Origin of the sequence: Exiguobacterium sp. U13-1, assembly GCF_001750115.1 — a bacterium.
In the GTDB taxonomy this organism is placed as follows: domain Bacteria; phylum Bacillota; class Bacilli; order Exiguobacteriales; family Exiguobacteriaceae; genus Exiguobacterium_A; species Exiguobacterium_A acetylicum.
This window is the reverse complement of the sequence record NZ_CP015731.1, coordinates 1,418,728-1,436,224: the sequence shown is the minus strand read 5'-3', so window position 1 is coordinate 1,436,224 and position 17,497 is coordinate 1,418,728. Positions and strand designations below refer to the sequence as shown.

Here is a 17,497-nt window from a genome sequence, read left to right as displayed (position 1 = left end):
AATTATACATAAAATCTTACAATTTTGTAATGATCAGTTCTGTCGCTTCAGATTTTTAAGGAGGAAAACACTCAATGAAACGTTTACTTACAACAATGACAATGACAGCTTTGGTAGTTTCAGGTTTTGCTACAACGAGTACTTCGAAAGTCGAGGCCGCAACAACATATAAAGTAAAGGTTATGGCAGACGGACTTCGTGTTCGTACAGGTCCATCAACGGCTTATAAAATCGTCGGTAGCGTCAATACAGGACAGACATTCAATTATCTCGGTGTTTCCGGTTCATGGACAAAAATTTCATACGGCGGCGCATCACGCTATGTTTCTTCTACATATGTTAAAAAATACAGTACGACGACATCAACAAAAGCAACAACTGGATTCTCGCGTCCAGCAAGTGGCCCGATCACACAAGGATATGGTGCTGCGAGTGGCATTTACGGTTACACGTTCCATAACGGTATCGATATCGGTGCTCCAACAGGTACACCTGTCTATGCATCAGCGGCCGGTAAAGTCATCACGTCTCGTTATTACGGCGCGTATGGCAATCATGTCATGATGACACATACTGTTAACGGCATCCAATATACGACGGTGTATGCACACTTGAACAGTCGCTCTGTCGCAGTCGGACAAACGATTGCAAAAGGATCGAAAATCGGTACGATTGGTGCAACAGGTAACGCGTTCGGTGCGCATCTTCACTTCGAAATGCATCGCGGTCCTTACGTCTACAGCGGAACATCTGCTGCAAACAGTGTTAATCCACTCAATTACTTCAACTAAGCTTGATTCACCGGACTTCTCCCCATGAGAAGTCCGGTTTTGTGTTTCAGATGAAATCTCCTGACAGGAGTGGTACGGTATGATTATGAGTCTAATCCACAACGGAGGCGAAACCCATGAAACGAACGATCCCCCTTCTTTTATCAGCGACGTTTGGTGTGGCGTTACTTGCCGGATGTCAAGATCAACCGACACCAGAAGAACGTCTTGATGCCTACATCAAACTTTGGGAAAAACAAGATTACGATAAGATGTATACGTACGCGAGTACGGCTACTAAAAAAGAATATGGTAAAAAAGAATTCATCGACCGGACAAAACAGTTGTCGAAAACGCTTGATATCAAAAAGTTATCCGTCGAACGGAAGACAGCGAAGGAAGCAACGGATGAAGAAAAAGCGTCTCTTCCCGTGCGGATTTCTTTCGATACGGTTGCAGGAGCCGTTGCTTATGATAAACAAGTTCCGTTAACATTCGAGAAACAAGGAGAAACAGAAAACTGGTTCATCGACTGGGACTCTTCGTTTGTTCTAAAAGACTTTAAGAAAGAAGACAAGGTTCAGTTACAAACCGTTGAAGGGAAACGCGGTGATTTACTCGACGCGAACGATAAGCCGCTCGCGACCTCTGCTAAAGGATATGCTGTCGGCGCAACTGCAGGACAACTTAAAGATGTCGCACAAGTTGCCAAGTTGCTTGACCGTCCGACCTCATCGGTTGAAGATTCCTTAAAAGCAAGTTGGGTCAAGGATGGACAATTCGTTCCGCTCAAAACACTGACCGATGAAACAACGGTATCGAAATTGCGTGACATTCCAGGGATCAGCGTCAAAGAGACGGAAGTCCGAACATACCCACTCGGAAAGGCCGCTTCACACTTAATCGGTTATATCGGTTCGGCGACAGCAGACGAGATTAAAGAATCGAAAAATAAAATCCAAGCTGGCGAACAGATCGGGAAACGGGGTCTCGAACAAGTCCTTGATGATCGCTTACGCGGTAAAGCTGGAGCTTCGATCATTCTACAAAAGAAAGACGGATCAAGCGTCACCGTCGCTGAAACAAAACCGACGGATGGTGAGGATATTCCGTTGACGATTGATGCTACGCTCCAGAAAAAAACATATGACACGATGAAAGAGGATCCAGGAACGGCATCGGCAATCGATCCGCGGACTGGTGAGACGCGTGTCTTACTCAGCTCCCCAGGCTTTGATCCTTCTGAGTTCATGTCAGGTATCTCGCAAGCAAGACTCGATGAACTGACTCAGGATAAGGATCAACCGTTGTTGAACCGATTCACGAGTGCCTTCGCACCCGGTTCGACTCAAAAGCCCCTGACGGCCGCGGTTGGCTTAAAGAGTGGAACACTCGACCCGGAAAAAGCCTATACGATCAATGGACTGAAAAATAAGATCGATGGTTTTAACGTCACACGGATTCACGAAACGCCAGCACCCGTTAATCTGCACAATGCGCTCGTTTATTCCGATAACATCTACTTCGCCCGTTCCACACTCGAACAGGTTGGAACGAAGGCGTTCACGTCTGGACTTGAAGCGCTCGGTTACGGTGAGAAGTTACCGTTCACGTATCCGCTACGCGCTTCTCAAATCTCAAACGACGGGACGATTGCTTCAGATGGACAGCTGATGGATACGTCGTATGGACAAGGACAGATGCTGACAAACATTCTCCACCTAGCGTCGATGTATGAAATTTTCCTAACTGACGGAACGATTTATCGTCCGACCCTTTTACAAGAGGAAAAAACGAAGCAAGTCTTCAAAAAAGATCTGCTGGATGCGAATGACGCGAAGATGATTCGCGATGATCTCTATGACGTCGTCCATAACGGCTACACACTCCCGGCTGACATCAAGGAAGTCGATGTTGCCGGTAAGACCGGCACGGCAGAATTGAAAAAGGCAGGCGAAACCGATGGAAAAGAGAACGGCTTCTTCGTCGGTTACGACAACGACAAAAAAGATCTTCTCGTTGCCATCATGATTGAATCGGTCGAAAAAGAAGATCGTGGCAGTCCGTATGTATCGGGTCTCGTCGCCGAAGTACTCAAACAAAATCGATGATCGGAGTGATTGCTTGATGATCCGCACGAGCCGTACTTCAGACCTCTCTGTCCTGCTTTCCTTGACGGCAGAGACGTTCGAGCATCATAAGCGGTTATCACCACATTTTCATCCAGATGTTTTGACGCCTTATACGCTAGAGTCCTTAGGACAAATGCTCGATTCAGAACAACACCTCTGTCTGACGTCGCTCGACGGAGACGACATCACCGGTTACTTGTTCGGTAAATGGACGGCACCAGCACCTGACCGGTTCAAGCCCGTTCGGATCCTGAACGTCACCGACGTTGGTGTCACCTTTTCCCATCGTTCTTCGGGAACCGGTCGCCAGTTGATGCAGGCGGCGGAAGAACTAGCACTAAAGCGAAAGGTCGATGCGGTTCGCTTGAATGTCTGGGCGGTCAACGATCGTGCCGCAACGTTTTATGAGGAACTCGGATTCGAACCGCTGTATACCAACTTGCAGAAGTCGCTCGTTCAACAGTGACATCTATACGAAAAAGGGACTGACTAAAAAAAGAATGACGCGTCTTTTCACGCCCTTTCCTCAGGCGAGACACAAGACTCGCTTTCCTGCTTCATTCAAGCAGAAATGCGGGCTTGTTCGTCTCTCAAGCGCATAAATGCGCTTTTTCCTGTAGGAGTGGCGTGTGACGCGTCATTTTTTTACGAGAAAAGGGTGGCAGATTATCATTCTGCCACCCTTTTCTTTATAGAGACTGACTTTTGAGTCAGCTCTTTTTTATTAATGTGACGGCGTCGCCGCAAGACGCGCTGCCATCAACTGTTGAATCGTTTCTCGATCATTCTGATGGAGTAAGTCGACGATCTTACTACCGACGATGACACCCGAGACTGGGCGACTCAATTGTTTGACATGTTCCGGTGTACTGATTCCGAACCCAGCAAGGACCGGTACTGGACTGTTTGCTGCGACGTTTGCTAAGTGGTCTTCGAGCGCCGTATCAAACGTCGTCTGTCCGCCTGTCGTTCCGTTGACCGTGACCGCATAGAGGAAGCCTTCACTTTTATCGGCAATCTTTTGGATCCGCTCCATCGGACTCGTCAAGGAGACGAGTTGAACGAGCGCGATGTCCGATTTGTCTTCTTGTTCGAAAAACTGTTCGCTCTGCTCAAGCGGCAAATCAGGAATGATTAGTCCGTCGACCCCGACTTCGCGGCATGTCGCTAGAAACGCTGTTAATCCGTAGCGGAAAATTGGATTCAGGTACGTCATCAAAACGACCGGAACATCGACGGTCTGACGGGCAACGCGAACTGCCTCAAGGACATCCTTCAGTCCGACGTTCGCTTCTAGCGCCCGGAGTCCCGCTTCTTGAATGACCGGACCGTCAGCGACGGGATCCGAAAACGGGACACCAACTTCAATCGCTGTCGCGCCGGATTCAGCGAGAAACGAAAGGATTTCCGGGAGTTGATCAATTCCTCCATCTCCGCCCATCACGTACGGGATGAAGGCTTTCTCCCCTTTGCTCGTAACGGTACGAATGGCTGTTTCTAATCGCATCATGCTTCCCCCTTTAGTGCGTTTCTGACAGTGACGACGTCTTTGTCGCCGCGTCCTGATAGACAGATGACGAGAATCTCTTCTTTGTCCATCTCTGCCGCGAGTTGAGTCGCGTAGGCAATGGCGTGTGCCGATTCGAGTGCCGGGATGATTCCCTCCTTACGGCTCAACAACTGAAGTGCTTCGAGCGCTTGTTCATCGGTCACCGCTTCATACTGAACACGACCGATATCTTTTAGCAAACTATGCTCCGGACCGACACCCGGATAATCGAGTCCAGCTGAGATTGAGTGCGCTTCTTGTACTTGACCATGTGCATCCTGTAAGAGATACATCATCGAGCCGTGCAAGACACCGACCTCTCCTTTTGTCATCGTCGCTGCGTGTTTCTCTGTGTCGATTCCGCTACCCGCTGCTTCGATTCCGTATAATTTTACATCTGTATCATCGATGAACGGATGGAACATGCCGATCGCGTTACTACCGCCGCCGACACAAGCGACGATCGCCTCCGGCAGACGTCCCTCTTTTTCGATGATTTGGCGTCGTGTCTCTTTTCCGATGACCGCTTGGAAATCACGGACGAGTTGCGGGAATGGGTGTGGTCCGAGAACAGAACCCATCAAGTAGTGCGTGTCCTCGACATGTTTGACCCAGTAACGAAGTGCTTCATTGACGGCATCTTTAAGTGTCCGACTCCCTTGGGTGACCGGGATGACGGTTGCTCCGAGTAACTCCATCCGGAAGACGTTCAACTCTTGACGACGGACGTCCTCTTCGCCCATGAAGATGACACATTCGAGGTCGAGTAAAGCACAGACCGTCGCTGTCGCGACGCCGTGTTGTCCTGCCCCTGTCTCAGCAACGATTTTCCGTTTCCCCATCCGTTCAGCCAGTAACGCTTGACCGATCGTATTGTTGATTTTATGGGCACCGGTATGGTTCAAGTCTTCTCGTTTTAAATAGATCTTTGCGCCACCAATCGTTTGCGTCAAATGTTCGGCAAAATAAAGTGGTGTTTCACGTCCGACGTATTCTTTCAGCAATTCGTCCATCCGTGCTTGAAACGCTGGATCCTCTTTTACGGTTGCGTATGCTTCTTCGAGTTCGATCACCGCGTGCATCAATGTTTCCGGGATGTAGCGTCCTCCGTATTTACCATATTGTCCGAGTGTATCCGGTTGTGCGTAGCTCATGCTTCTCTCTCCTTTACGGCATCAGCGAATGCCTGCATTTTGATGGAATCTTTCCGTCCATCCGTCTCGATGCCACTTGAGACATCGACGGCGAACGGTTGATATCGTTTGATTGCTTCTCCTACGTTGTCAGCTGTCAAGCCACCGGCAATGAACAGTGGACGTTCTGCTTGAATATCTCGTGACCAGTCGAATGTCTCGCCACTTCCAGCAACCGGTGCGTCGACGAGTAAATAATCCGTCTGTTGTTCTACTTTTGCGATATCCGTCACCGGAATCGCTTGAATGGTCGGAACCGGTATCTTGCCGTCCGGGATCGTCCCATGAATTTGAACGAGATCCAGTTCGACCTGTTCGACCGCATCAATCACCTGTTGATAGGTCGGGGAGACGAAGACACCGACGACCTGGACTGTACTTGGAATATCGCGTCTAAGACGTGCTGCCTCTTCCAGCGTGACCTGTCGTTTACTTTTAGCAAAGACGAAGCCGATGTAGTCCGCTAAGCGAACTGCTGCTTCGACATGTTCTCTTTCCCGGAGACCACAGAACTTAATCCGTGTCATACGCGCACGCCACTCACTTCTCGGATGAAGACTTGTGGATCGTCTGCCCGCATCAATGTCTCGCCGACGAGAATTCCGTCTGCACCGGCAGCATGTAATCGCTGTGCTTCCTCGACCGTCTTGATGCCACTCTCACTGATGTACCGGACGTCCGGTTGTTTCTGTTCGAGTAATCCGACCGATGTCTGTAAATCGACTTCGAACTTTTTCAAGTTGCGGTTGTTGATGCCGATGATTTGCGCACCGATCGCCTCTGCTCGGCGTAATTCCTCTTCGTCATGGACTTCGACTAAAACCTCAAGTCCTTCCGCGTAAGCATACGCATACAAGTCAGCAAGCGTCTCTTGTTCGAGAGCGGCGACGATCAAGAGAATCAACCGTGCTCCATGTGCTTTTGCGCGGTCAATCTGAATCCGGTCGATCATGAAATCCTTACAAAGCACCGGGATGTCGACTGCTGCAGCGACTGCCGCTAAATCATCCATCGATCCTTTGAAGTACGTCTCGTCCGTCAAGACGGAGATGACGGTCGCCCCACTCGCTTCATATTGTTTCGCTTGAGCGACGACGTCGACGTCAAGTGCGATTGCCCCTTTTGATGGCGACGCTCGTTTGATTTCCGCGATGACGGATAACTCCGCTCCCGATAGTCGTTGCTTAATCGACGGCTTCAATGCCTCCCGGTCGATCCGTTCGACACCAGTTAATTTCAATTGTAGGACTTCTGTCCGTTTCGTTTCGATGATGCGATCTAAGATATTCATCCGATTGCTTCCTCCCGAGTCATTTGTCGTAATTGATTCAATCGTTCCATCGCTCGTCCTGAGTCGATGCTATCTGCTGCTAAAGCGATTCCTTCTTGAATCGTCTTCGCACGGTTCGCTGCAAAGAGGGCAATTCCAGCATTGAGTAGGACCGTGTCACGATAAGCACCATGCTCACCACCAAGGACTTGCAGTAAAATGGCCGCATTTTCTTGTGCACTACCTCCGCGAATCGCTTCAAGCGGTGCGGTCTTCAGTCCGACTTCCTCCGGATGAAGACTGAAGCGAATCAGCTCGCCTGCGTCGAGTAAGACGAGTTGGTTCGTTCCGGCAAGGGACGCTTCATCCATTCCGTTCGCACCGTGCAAGACGATTGCCCGCTTCCGACCGAGTCGATGTAAAGTCAATGCCATCGTCTCCAGCATATCCTCGCGGTAAATTCCTAATAGTTGTGTCTTGAGCGGAACTGGGTTCGTCAATGGACCGATCAAGTTAAAGATTGTCGGAATCCGCAAATCGCGTCGGACCTTCATGATTTGCTTGACACGTGGATGCATCCGTTGCGCAAACAAGAAGGCGATTCCGTTTGACTCGAGCTGTTCTGCTAAACGTTCCGGTGTCGTATCGAGCGAAACCCCAAGTGCTTCGAGCACATCAGCGCTGCCCGTTTTACTCGAGACACTCCGGTTCCCGTGTTTTGCGACTTTCATACCAGCACCTGCTAGAACGAAGGCCGCTGTCGTACTGATGTTGAACGATTGTGAGCCATCGCCTCCTGTACCGCAGTTATCCATGAACTCACCCGTGACCGGAATGTCGAGGGCGACCTCGCGCATGATCGAAGCGAGACCAGCTAATTCTTCTGCAGTCTCCCCTTTTGCTTTCAATGCAACGAGAAAAGCGGCAATTTCGCTATCGGTAACGTCTTCCGCAAACAGTTCGCGTGCTGCTTGTTGCATCTCTTCATATCGTAAATGTTTCGCTTCTGCTAATTTCAATAACGTCTCTTTCATCGTTTGTCACTCCTTCGTCAATTCAATGAATCGTTTAATCATCTGCTGTCCTTGTGGTGTTCCGACGGATTCGGGATGGAACTGGATTCCGAAGGTCGGATGCGTCCGGTGTTCGAGCGCCATGATCGTCCGGTCATCCGTTTCTGCCGTGATGACGAGCTCCGTCGGTAAGTCGTTTCGAGCGACGATCAGCGAATGATAGCGCATGACCTCTAACGTTTCCGTCATTTCGGCGAAGAGTTGTCCCGATTGTCGAATCATCGATGTCTTCCCGTGCATGATGACCGGTGCTTCGACGACGCTTCCTCCGAATGCTTCGCCGATTGCCTGATGTCCGAGACAGACACCGAGAATCGGTACTTGACCCGATAATTGACGAATCAGATCGATGCAGATGCCAGCGTCAGCCGGGCGACCGGGACCGGGTGAGAGGATGATGCCGTCCGGCTTCATCTCGCGGAGTCCTTCTATGCTGACCGCATCGTTTCGAATGACGTGGACGTCCGTATAAACGGATGCGTATTGGTATAGGTTATAGGTAAAGGAATCATAGTTATCAATCAGGACGATCATTTCCAAACCTCCAGTAGTGATTTCGCTTTGTGTAACGTCTCCTGGTATTCGAGGCGTGGAATCGAGTCGTAGACGATGCCAGCACCTGCTTGAACAGAGGCGACACCATCTTTGATCACCATCGTCCGGATGGCGAGGGCAAAATCCATATTCCCCCGAACATCGAAATAGCCGACAGCCCCGGCATATACTTCTCGTTTCACCTGTTCGTACTGGTCAATCAACTGCATCGCTCGGATTTTCGGAGCTCCCGTGACCGTCCCAGCTGGTAGACAAGAGACGAGTGCGTCTGCTCCGGTCTTTCCGTCTGCTAACGTCCCTTCAACGACGGAGACGAGGTGCATGACGTTCTTGAAGCGCTCGATTTGCATGAATCGCGTCACCTCGACGGTACCGATCTGACAAATCCGACCGAGGTCGTTGCGTCCGAGATCGACAAGCATCCTGTGCTCGGCGCGTTCCTTCTCATCGTGAAGCAACTCCTCTGCCAGCCGTTCGTCCTCCTCTTTCGTCTTCCCCCGGCGGCGTGTGCCGGCAATCGGATTCGTCGTCACGCGATTCCCTTTGACTTGGACCAAACTTTCCGGGGAGGCACCGAGTACGATTGCTTCCCCTAAGTCGATATAGAAAAGATAAGGGCTTGGATTGTCCTTGCGGAGCTTCCGATAAAACTGGAACGGGTCACCTGAGAACGTCGCATCGAGGCGCTGTGAGAGTACGAGCTGGAAGACGTCGCCTTGGTGGATATGCCTCTTCGCTTGTTCGACGAGTCCTTCAAACGTCTCTTGATCCATCAATGGTTCGTAGACGACATCTCGGAGTGGACGCTCGATATCCGTTCGCTCTCGCGGTTGCTCAAGTTGTACTTTCCGCTCTGCTAGACGTTGACGTAATTCATCACGATCGGTGATGCCACCGAGCGACGTCTGAATCAAATGAACACGATGTTCGAGATGATCGAACAGGATGATTTGGTCGTATACGGCGAGTAGCGCGTCCGGTAGTTGTCTCGTTCGCTCTGGAATATCACCAAGCGTTTCATAGGCGCGCATCATGTCGTAACCGACATATCCGATCCCACCCGCTAAAAACGGAAGGTCTTCTTCAACGCCATCCCGGAGGATCATCTGTTGCATCAGTCGTACTGGATCACCCGTTTCCTGCGTCAATCGACCTGTCGTCAACTGTTCCCGCGTCACGGTCCGTCCATCTGCGCGAATCATCTCCACCGGATCAACACCGATGATCGAATACCGTCCTTGATCCGTATGCGCAGAACTTTCAAGCAAACATTTCTGTGTTCCGCTCAGTTGTTGAAAAATCATGATCGGCGTCATCTCGTCGCCGTTTAGTTCAAGTTGTTCGATGATAAGTGTGTCTGTCTGAACCATCCCTGTTCGCCTCCTGGAATATAAAAAAGTCCCCCACACAGCGTATGCTGCATGGAGGACGATGATCTCGCGGTGCCACCTCTCGATTGGAACGGTTCGACCGTTCCCACTCTGTCTGATGCGTCTAAATAAGAGACATCATAGCCTACGATAACGGGGGCATCCGTCGCGACCTACTTCTTCGTTCAGCCACGCTCTCATGAGACCATTCACGAAACCTCGGCGTACGGAAGTCGCACCATTCTTCCGCTCTCTGAAACGCCGATGTTGTCTCGCTACTTAACTCACTCTACGATTTGTTCGATTCGATTGTATACGAAAAGGGTCTTCTCGCCCATTCATGTAGAACATGAAGGACGGGAAGACCCGCGGTACCACCTTCGTTGACGATGCTGACACCGTCCCCTTTGAAACGAACCGGACCATTGTCCTGATTCGTCGACCCCGATAACGGGAGGAACCCGTCAGAGCCTACTACCCACTGAAGGGATTCGGTCTGAAGCTCAGAAGGCCATTCGCTTGTTACCCGATACTGATTCGCACCACCCATCAGCTCTCTTGAATCGTTTCACAAGTTACTTCTCTTCGTCTTTGCTATCGTGTGTTGAATTGATTCTTATATTACGATGCTTCTTCTTCCCTGTCAACTGGAAAATCTCAGTATAAGGAAAGTTGGTTCGGATCGATCGATTCGAGTGCTTGTTTGACGGTTTGCAGGAACTGTCCGGCCACTAGTCCGTCGAGTACTCGATGGTCGATCGACATACAGAGGTTGACCATGTCGCGTGCTGCGAACATGCCGTTCACCCAAACTGGACGCTTGACGATCGATTCAACAGATAGAATCGCAGCTTGCGGGAAGTTGAGGATCGGTGCCGATTGGATCGAACCAAACGATCCTGTATTGTTGACCGTAAACGTCCCGCCTTGCATCTCTGCAGACGACAACGTGCCTGCTTGTGCGCGTTTCCCGAAGTCATCAATCGCGCGTGCGATTCCCTTGATGCTTAGTTCATCCGCATTCTTGACGACTGGTACGAACAGAGCGTCCTGCGTCGCGACGGCAAGTGATAGGTTGATCGCTTTCTTTTGAATGATCTTATCTCCCGCCCATGTCGAGTTCATGATCGGATGTTTCTTCAATCCTTCGACCGTCGCCTTCATGAAGAACGGCAAGAACGTTAGTTTGACCCCTTCTTGTTTGAAGAACGCATCTTTATGACGATTACGTGCTTCGACCAAGTTCGTGACATCCACTTCGATCATCAACCAGGCATGTGGCGCTTCGTGTTTCGCACGAACCATGTTCGAAGCGATTGCTTGACGCACACCGGCAGTCGGAATCTCGATGTCGCCCGTTTCCGTCGGTTGTGGTGTACTGACCGGACGTTTCGGTGCGGATGGTGCTTCTGTTGGAGGCGCTACCGGATTCGCTTGCGCTTCCGGTTTTGGTTCAGTTGCTTGTGGTGTCGGAATAGAGCCAGACTCGATCAGTTTCAAGAGATCTTTCCGGGTAATCCGTCCGCCGGCTCCTGTCCCCGTCACTTGTTCGAGATCAATGCCGTGTTCACTCGATAGTTTCAAGACAGCTGGTGAATAACGTTTTTTCATCGATGTATCAGCCGTCGTCGTCTCTTCGACAGCAGGTACTTCTTGTTCTGTTGCAGCGACTTCTGTTGATCCGCCGCTGACTTGCATCGTGACGATCGCGTCACCGACTTGCAACGTATCACCTTCTTCAGCAAGCAGTTTTTCAATCACACCATCAAACGAAGATGGGACTTCTGCTGTTACCTTATCGGTAATGACTTCTGCAATCGGATCATATTTTTTGACAGTATCGCCCGGTTTGACGAGCCACATCGAAATCGTCCCTTCAGTGACGCTTTCCCCGAGTTGTGGCATCGTAAGTGTTTCAGTCTTCATCGGTCAGTTCCCCCTTAGTATGCGTGTAACGTCCGGATTTTATCTTCAATCTTCTCACTTGAGATGTTGAAGAACTTCTCCATCGTCGGAGCGTATGGCATCGCTGGTACGTCTGGACCACAGAGACGCTCGATTGGTGCATCGAGATCGAACAATGCTTCTTCTGCAATGATCGCCGACACTTCGCTCATGACGCTACCTTCTTTATTATCTTCCGTGACGAGCAAGACTTTCCCCGTCTTTTTCGCTGCTTCGACGACGGCTTCACGGTCGATCGGATAGACGGTCCGCAAGTCAAGGATGTGAACATCGATCCCGTCTTTTTCAAGGCGTGTCGCCGCCTCGAGTGCCATATGGACACATAGTCCGTAAGTGATGATCGTCACGTCTTCGCCCTCACGCTTGACGTCTGCTTTACCGATTTCAACCGTATAATCGCCTTCAGGGACATCCCCCTTCAACAGACGATAGCCCCGTTTATGTTCGAAGAACAAGACTGGGTCATTCGAACGAATCGCTGCCTTTAGCAATCCTTTCGCATCGTATGGATTCGATGGGATGACGATTTTCAAACCTGGCGTCGAGTTGAACATCGCCTCGACCGACTGAGAATGATAAAGTGCCCCGTGAATACCGCCGCCAAACGGTGCGCGGATGACAATCGGACATGTCCAGTCGTTGTTCGAACGATACCTAATCTTCGCCGCTTCACTAACGATTTGGTTGACTGCTGGCATGATGAAGTCAGCAAATTGCATTTCAGCAATCGGGCGCATGCCGTACATCGCAGCTCCTATTCCGACACCGGCAATCGCACTTTCAGCGAGCGGTGCATCGATGACACGTTCTTCTCCGAATTGTTCGAGCAATCCTTGTGTCGCCCGGAAGACACCACCACGGACACCGACATCTTCGCCGAGGATGAAGACGGACTCGTCGCGTTCCATCTCTTCTTTGATTGCACTGTTGATCGCTTCGATTAAACTTAACGTCGTCATTTCATTTCCTCCTCGTCGTACACATAACGTAATGCATTTTCTGGCGCGTCGTAAGCCGCTGCTTCCGCATAAGCTGTTGCTTCGTCGACTTCTTTTTCCATCGTTTGTTCGATTGCGGTCGCTGATTCTTCCGTCAGGACACCCATTTCGATCAGACGCGCACGGAAGAGTTTGATCCCGTCACGTGCTTTTAAGGCATCGAGTTCTTCAGCAGAACGGTATGATTTATCGTCATCATCCGATGAGTGTGGTACGAGGCGTTCGACTTCAACTTCGATCAAGGTCGGACCTTCTCCCCGTAATCCGCGTTCGCGCGCTTCCTTGACGACTTTGAAGACAGCAAGTGGATCAATACCGTCCACTGTATAGCCAGGCATTCCGTAACCGATCGCCCGGTCAGCAACGTGTTTCGCAGATAACTGTTTCGAGAGTGGTGTCGAGATGGCGTATTTGTTGTTTTCACAGAACAAGATGACAGGAAGCTTGTGAATTCCGGCAAAGTTTGCCCCTTCGTGGAAGTCTCCCTGGTTTGAAGATCCCTCTCCGAACGAGACGTACGCGACGAGTGGCTCCTTACGCATCTTCGCAGCTAGTGCGATCCCGACAGCATGTGGTACTTGTGTCGTGACCGGACTTGAACCTGTGACGATGTTCAAGGCACGTGAACCATAGTGTCCTGGCATTTGGCGACCACCTGAGTTCGGATCTTCTGCCTTTGCGAATGCCGACAGCATGATATCGCGTGATGTTTGACCAAAGTGCAAGACGACGCCTAAATCACGATAATACGGCAAAATGTAGTCCGTTCCTTTTTCAAGGGCGAACGCCGCACCGACTTGAGCAGCTTCTTGTCCTTGACATGAGACGAGGAAAGGAATTTTACCAGCTCGGTTCAATTTCCACATCCGTTCGTCAATCTTCCGCGCACGGACCATCGTTTCGAACATGTGAATCGCGTCCTGTTCCGTTAATCCGAGTTCTACTAATTCTTTGAATTCTATTTTTTCCATCCGTAATTCCTCCTTAGGCGTGAACCGCAAGTCCGTCGACTGCAAGTGCTGCTTCTCCGAATGCTTCTGACAAGGCTGGGTGCGGATGCACGAGCTGTCCGACTTCCCATGCCGTTGCATTGAGTACGAGCGCTAATCCACCTTCACTGATCAGTTCCGTTGCTTTTGGTCCGACGATGTGGACGCCGACGAGATCATCCGTTTTCGCATCCGAGACGAGCTTGATGAAGCCTGCTGCCTCTCCTTCGATCCGCGCTTTTCCTAATCCGTTGAACGAGAAGCTCCCTACCTTGACGTCCATTCCGGCACGTTTTGCTTCGTCTTCCGTCAAACCGACCGATGCCGCTTCCGGTACGCTGTAAATACAACGAGGTACGAACGCATATTCAAGTGGTGTCGTCGTTCCGTTTACGATCGCTTCGACCGCTTTGACACCTTCTGCTGACGCGACGTGCGCTAGTTGTAAGCGACCGATGACGTCCCCGATCGCATAGATATGTTGATCCTTCGTCCGGAAATGGTCATCTACTTGGATGAAGCCATTTTCGACGACGATATTCGTGTTTTCGATTCCGATGCCTTCGACGTTTGCCATTCGACCGATCGCGACAAGTAACTTATCCGCTTCAAGCGTCGTCTGTTCTCCGTTACGGTCGATTGCGATCGAAACACCGTCTTCCGACATCCGGAACGTATCGCTTTGTGCAGCTGCACCCGTATGAATCTTGACGCCACGCTTTTTCAGTTGACGAGCGACTTCACGGCTGACTGCCGCATCTTCCGTCGGTAAGATCCGGTCGCTGAATTCGACGACCGTTACTGCGACGTCAAAATCCGTCAACATCGATGCCCATTCGACACCGATGACGCCACCGCCGATGATGACAATCGATTTTGGCAAATCTGCCATATCGAGTGCATCATCCGAACTGAGGACATACTCTGAATCAAAAGCAAGTCCATTCAATGGACGTGGACGCGACCCTGTCGCGACGATCAATTGACGTGGAAGAATCAACTCGCCTTCGCCTTCTTCCGGCTCGACGCTGATCGTACCCGGCATCGGTGAAAAGATACTTGGTCCAAGAATCGAACCCCGACCGTGAAAGACTTCAATCTTTCCTTTTTTCATCAGATGCTGAATGCCTGCCTCTAATCCATCTACGATCTCTTGTTTGCGTTGCTTGACCTGTTCGAATCGTAAAAACGATTCCGGTACGTCCACGCCATATGTAGCAGCGTGTTTGACCGTCTGATAGACTGCTGCTGATTTCAAAAAGGCTTTAGATGGGATGCAGCCACGATGTAAGCATGTCCCGCCTAATTTTCCTTGTTCCACGATTGCTACCGACTTCCCGGCTTGTGCCGCACGGATCGCGGCGACATATCCACCGGGTCCACCACCTAGGACAACGACGTCGAATTCTCTAGCCATGTTGGTTCGCCTCCATATTCCTTAACTTCTTCTTCCCCACGTAAGACACGCAACACTCCTTCTGCGAGCGCCTGCAACTCATCTTCACCAGGACTACGTACGACTTGACCGAGGTGGGCGATACGTTCTTCGATCGCACGCGTCAACCGATCACTATAGGCAAGTCCGCCTGTGAGAATGATCGCGTCGATCTGACCGAACAAGACAGCACTTTGACCAGCGATCTCTTTTGCAATCCGGTACGCCATCGCGTCATATAACAATGCCGCTTTTTCGTCGCCCTCTTCAATCCGCCGCTCAATCTCGATCGCGTCAAACGTTCCCAAGTGCGCGACAAGTCCGCCTGACCCAACGACCAGACGCTTCATCTCTTCAAGTTTATACTTGGTACTATAACATAGTTCTACTAGTTGACCAACAGGTAGCGATCCGCTACGTTCTGGCGAAAACGGTCCTTCTCCATCGAGTCCATTGTTGACGTCGATAACACGCCCCTCTTGATGCGCACCGACCGTAATCCCGCCGCCCATGTGTGCGATGATCAGACGCAGTTCCTCATACGGACGTCCGATTTCCTTCGCGTACCGTTTCGCGACAGCTTTTTGATTCAAGGCATGAAAAATACTCTTTCGTTCAAGTTCAGGTAAGCCTGTAATCCGCGCAATCGGCTCGAGCTCGTCAACGACGACCGGATCAACGATGAATGATGGGATGTCGAGTGTCCGAGCAATCTCATCTGCAAGAAGTCCACCGAGGTTTGAGGCATGGACGCCAAAAATACCGCTGAGTAAGTCTTCTCGCATTTCCCGATTGACTGCGTACGTACCGCTGACGAGCGGTCGGAGTAACCCTCCGCGCCCAACGACAGCAGTAAGCGCTTTCAAATCAATCTGCTCTTCAGCTAATACTTCGAGTAACACATGACGACGCATCTCCAGCTGTGCTGGAAGCGGTCCTCCGACCGCTTCCGCTGGATGGCGTAACGTCTTCGTGAACACCTGGTTCGCTGCTTCGAAGATACCGATCTTCGTCGACGTCGAACCAGGATTGATCGTTAAAATACGTTCGCTCATGGATATCCTCCTCTGATCAGCCGCGTGATCCTAGAATGTTTTTATCACGACGTAGGAACTGACTACGGGCACTACGCATCGTCGCGATACGCTCTTCTGCCATTTTTTCAGCCGCCCGGTACGTTGGTAGGTGGTCGCGTTTTGCGATTTCAAATACTTTCGTGACTGCATCGTAGACGAGTTCGACTTTTTTCATGGCACGGTCACGGTTGTATCCGTCGAGTTCGTCAGCAACATTGATGACACCGCCGGCATTGATGACGAAGTCTGGTACGTATAAAATGTCGCGTTCTTCGAGCATGTCACCGTGACGGTCTTCTTTGAGTTGGTTATTTGCCGCACCGGCGATGATCTTAACTTTCAATTGTGGAATCGTCTCGTCGTTTAATGTCGCACCGAGGGCACATGGAGCGAAGATATCTGCTTCGACACTGTAGATGTCTTCTGGTGCGACGATCAGTGCACCGAATGCTTCTTCTGCACGTTGAAGTGCTTCTTGGTTGATGTCCGTGACGATCAGTTTCGCCCCTTCTTCATGCAAATGACGGCATAGATTGAAGGCAACGTTACCGACACCTTGGATCGCAATCGTTTTTCCACCAAGTGAATCTGTTCCGTACACTTCTTTTGCCGCTGCTTTCATCCCACGGTAGACACCGTATGCTGTAACTGGTGACGGGTTACCACTTGATCCGAATGCTGGGCTGACACCAGTGACGAAATCTGTCTCCATATGGATGTAATCCATGTCTGCAACCGTCGTATTAACATCTTCTGCTGTGATGTAACGACCATTCAGTGACTGGACGTAACGTCCGAATGCCCGGAAGAGTGCTTCTGACTTTTGTGTCTTCGCATCTCCGATGATGACAGCTTTACCACCACCGAGGTTCAAACCAGCAGCTGCGTTCTTATACGTCATCCCTTTTGATAAACGGAGCGCATCAATCAATGCTTCTTCGTCTGATGCATAGTTCCACATACGAAGTCCACCGAGTGCCGGTCCGAGTGTCGTGTCATGAATCGCGATGATCGCTTTTAATCCCGATACTTTATCGTGGCAAAAAACGACTTGTTCGTAATCTTCCATCTCCATTGTTTCAAAGATGCTGAAGCGTGATTCTACGTTTGTTTCGACCATTT

At 50.5% G+C, this 17,497-nt stretch carries 16 protein-coding genes and 2 other annotated features; of the genes, 3 read left to right on the top strand and 13 right to left on the bottom strand.

Annotated elements, in window-relative coordinates:
* Positions 1–74: 74 nt before the first annotated feature.
* The 3 genes from ESP131_RS07295 (at position 75) to ESP131_RS07285 (ending at position 3,368) form a co-directional block, all read left to right on the top strand.
* The gene (locus tag ESP131_RS07295) at positions 75–791 is read left to right on the top strand and encodes a peptidoglycan DD-metalloendopeptidase family protein (RefSeq protein ID WP_047390846.1); all 717 of its coding nucleotides are present in this window, start codon (positions 75–77) and stop codon (positions 789–791) included.
* Between the two features lie 116 nt (positions 792–907).
* Positions 908–2,881 carry a penicillin-binding transpeptidase domain-containing protein gene (locus ESP131_RS07290; protein WP_047390842.1) on the top strand — a complete coding sequence of 658 codons (1,974 nt, stop codon included), beginning with the start codon at positions 908–910 and terminating at the stop codon, positions 2,879–2,881.
* Positions 2,882–2,897: 16 nt separating this feature from the next.
* Complete coding sequence (locus tag ESP131_RS07285; protein WP_069940388.1) at positions 2,898–3,368, top strand: GNAT family N-acetyltransferase; 471 nt, start codon at positions 2,898–2,900, stop codon at positions 3,366–3,368.
* A 258-nt stretch (positions 3,369–3,626) separates the two neighbouring features.
* Here ESP131_RS07285 and trpA read toward each other — a convergent pair whose 3' ends face one another.
* The 13 genes from trpA to ESP131_RS07215 all read right to left on the bottom strand — a co-directional run bounded on the left by trpA (position 3,627) and on the right by ESP131_RS07215 (position 17,495).
* Positions 3,627–4,409 carry a tryptophan synthase subunit alpha gene (gene trpA / locus ESP131_RS07280; protein ID WP_047390833.1) on the bottom strand — a complete coding sequence of 261 codons (783 nt, stop codon included), beginning with the start codon at positions 4,407–4,409 and terminating at the stop codon, positions 3,627–3,629.
* Positions 4,409–5,605: a tryptophan synthase subunit beta gene (gene trpB, locus ESP131_RS07275; RefSeq protein ID WP_023467602.1), complete on the bottom strand. Its 1,197-nt coding sequence runs from the start codon at positions 5,603–5,605 to the stop codon at positions 4,409–4,411. The genes trpA and trpB overlap by 1 nt, the downstream gene beginning before the upstream one ends.
* Complete coding sequence (locus ESP131_RS07270) at positions 5,602–6,171, bottom strand: phosphoribosylanthranilate isomerase (protein ID WP_029341117.1); 570 nt, start codon at positions 6,169–6,171, stop codon at positions 5,602–5,604. The genes trpB and ESP131_RS07270 overlap by 4 nt, the downstream gene beginning before the upstream one ends.
* Positions 6,168–6,935 carry an indole-3-glycerol phosphate synthase TrpC gene (gene trpC, locus ESP131_RS07265; RefSeq protein ID WP_029341116.1) on the bottom strand — a complete coding sequence of 256 codons (768 nt, stop codon included), beginning with the start codon at positions 6,933–6,935 and terminating at the stop codon, positions 6,168–6,170. The genes ESP131_RS07270 and trpC overlap by 4 nt, the downstream gene beginning before the upstream one ends.
* Entirely contained in the window at positions 6,932–7,948 is a 1,017-nt protein-coding gene (trpD, locus tag ESP131_RS07260) for an anthranilate phosphoribosyltransferase (protein ID WP_029341115.1), read from the bottom strand. The genes trpC and trpD overlap by 4 nt, the downstream gene beginning before the upstream one ends.
* Before the next feature lie 6 nt (positions 7,949–7,954).
* Complete coding sequence (locus ESP131_RS07255) at positions 7,955–8,521, bottom strand: anthranilate synthase component II (protein WP_029341114.1); 567 nt, start codon at positions 8,519–8,521, stop codon at positions 7,955–7,957.
* Entirely contained in the window at positions 8,518–9,912 is a 1,395-nt protein-coding gene (gene trpE / locus ESP131_RS07250; RefSeq protein ID WP_029341113.1) for an anthranilate synthase component I, read from the bottom strand. Before trpE ends, ESP131_RS07255 begins: the two co-directional genes overlap by 4 nt.
* A gap of 51 nt (positions 9,913–9,963) precedes the next feature.
* Positions 9,964–10,213: a binding site (T-box leader), on the bottom strand.
* Between the two features lie 48 nt (positions 10,214–10,261).
* Positions 10,262–10,513, bottom strand: a binding site (T-box leader).
* A 56-nt stretch (positions 10,514–10,569) separates the two neighbouring features.
* Complete coding sequence (locus ESP131_RS07240) at positions 10,570–11,838, bottom strand: dihydrolipoamide acetyltransferase family protein (protein ID WP_029341111.1); 1,269 nt, start codon at positions 11,836–11,838, stop codon at positions 10,570–10,572.
* A gap of 14 nt (positions 11,839–11,852) precedes the next feature.
* On the bottom strand, positions 11,853–12,836 hold the full coding sequence (locus ESP131_RS07235; protein WP_023467596.1) for an alpha-ketoacid dehydrogenase subunit beta: 984 nt from the start codon (positions 12,834–12,836) through the stop codon (positions 11,853–11,855).
* Positions 12,833–13,846 (bottom strand): thiamine pyrophosphate-dependent dehydrogenase E1 component subunit alpha, encoded by a 1,014-nt coding sequence (locus tag ESP131_RS07230; RefSeq protein ID WP_047390820.1) that lies wholly within the window; start codon positions 13,844–13,846, stop codon positions 12,833–12,835. Before ESP131_RS07230 ends, ESP131_RS07235 begins: the two co-directional genes overlap by 4 nt.
* Before the next feature lie 13 nt (positions 13,847–13,859).
* Complete coding sequence (gene lpdA, locus ESP131_RS07225) at positions 13,860–15,281, bottom strand: dihydrolipoyl dehydrogenase (protein WP_029341109.1); 1,422 nt, start codon at positions 15,279–15,281, stop codon at positions 13,860–13,862.
* Positions 15,251–16,354: a butyrate kinase gene (gene buk / locus ESP131_RS07220; protein WP_029343376.1), complete on the bottom strand. Its 1,104-nt coding sequence runs from the start codon at positions 16,352–16,354 to the stop codon at positions 15,251–15,253. The genes lpdA and buk overlap by 31 nt, the downstream gene beginning before the upstream one ends.
* Before the next feature lie 16 nt (positions 16,355–16,370).
* Entirely contained in the window at positions 16,371–17,495 is a 1,125-nt protein-coding gene (locus ESP131_RS07215; protein ID WP_023467593.1) for a Leu/Phe/Val dehydrogenase, read from the bottom strand.
* Between the last annotated feature and the right edge of the window lie 2 nt (positions 17,496–17,497).

What these genes read in the sequence shown, in the direction of transcription:
- ESP131_RS07295 (WP_047390846.1), top strand. Translation starts at nt 75, where the DNA reads ATGAAACGTTTACTTACAACAATGACAATGACAGCTTTGGTAGTTTCA.
- ESP131_RS07290 (WP_047390842.1), top strand. Translation starts at nt 908, where the DNA reads ATGAAACGAACGATCCCCCTTCTTTTATCAGCGACGTTTGGTGTGGCG.
- ESP131_RS07285 (WP_069940388.1), top strand. Translation starts at nt 2,898, where the DNA reads ATGATCCGCACGAGCCGTACTTCAGACCTCTCTGTCCTGCTTTCCTTG.
- trpA (WP_047390833.1), bottom strand. Translation starts at nt 4,409, where the DNA reads ATGCGATTAGAAACAGCCATTCGTACCGTTACGAGCAAAGGGGAGAAA.
- trpB (WP_023467602.1), bottom strand. Translation starts at nt 5,605, where the DNA reads ATGAGCTACGCACAACCGGATACACTCGGACAATATGGTAAATACGGA.
- ESP131_RS07270 (WP_029341117.1), bottom strand. Translation starts at nt 6,171, where the DNA reads ATGACACGGATTAAGTTCTGTGGTCTCCGGGAAAGAGAACATGTCGAA.
- trpC (WP_029341116.1), bottom strand. Translation starts at nt 6,935, where the DNA reads ATGAATATCTTAGATCGCATCATCGAAACGAAACGGACAGAAGTCCTA.
- trpD (WP_029341115.1), bottom strand. Translation starts at nt 7,948, where the DNA reads ATGAAAGAGACGTTATTGAAATTAGCAGAAGCGAAACATTTACGATAT.
- ESP131_RS07255 (WP_029341114.1), bottom strand. Translation starts at nt 8,521, where the DNA reads ATGATCGTCCTGATTGATAACTATGATTCCTTTACCTATAACCTATAC.
- trpE (WP_029341113.1), bottom strand. Translation starts at nt 9,912, where the DNA reads ATGGTTCAGACAGACACACTTATCATCGAACAACTTGAACTAAACGGC.
- ESP131_RS07240 (WP_029341111.1), bottom strand. Translation starts at nt 11,838, where the DNA reads ATGAAGACTGAAACACTTACGATGCCACAACTCGGGGAAAGCGTCACT.
- ESP131_RS07235 (WP_023467596.1), bottom strand. Translation starts at nt 12,836, where the DNA reads ATGACGACGTTAAGTTTAATCGAAGCGATCAACAGTGCAATCAAAGAA.
- ESP131_RS07230 (WP_047390820.1), bottom strand. Translation starts at nt 13,846, where the DNA reads ATGGAAAAAATAGAATTCAAAGAATTAGTAGAACTCGGATTAACGGAA.
- lpdA (WP_029341109.1), bottom strand. Translation starts at nt 15,281, where the DNA reads ATGGCTAGAGAATTCGACGTCGTTGTCCTAGGTGGTGGACCCGGTGGA.
- buk (WP_029343376.1), bottom strand. Translation starts at nt 16,354, where the DNA reads ATGAGCGAACGTATTTTAACGATCAATCCTGGTTCGACGTCGACGAAG.
- ESP131_RS07215 (WP_023467593.1), bottom strand. Translation starts at nt 17,495, where the DNA reads ATGGTCGAAACAAACGTAGAATCACGCTTCAGCATCTTTGAAACAATG.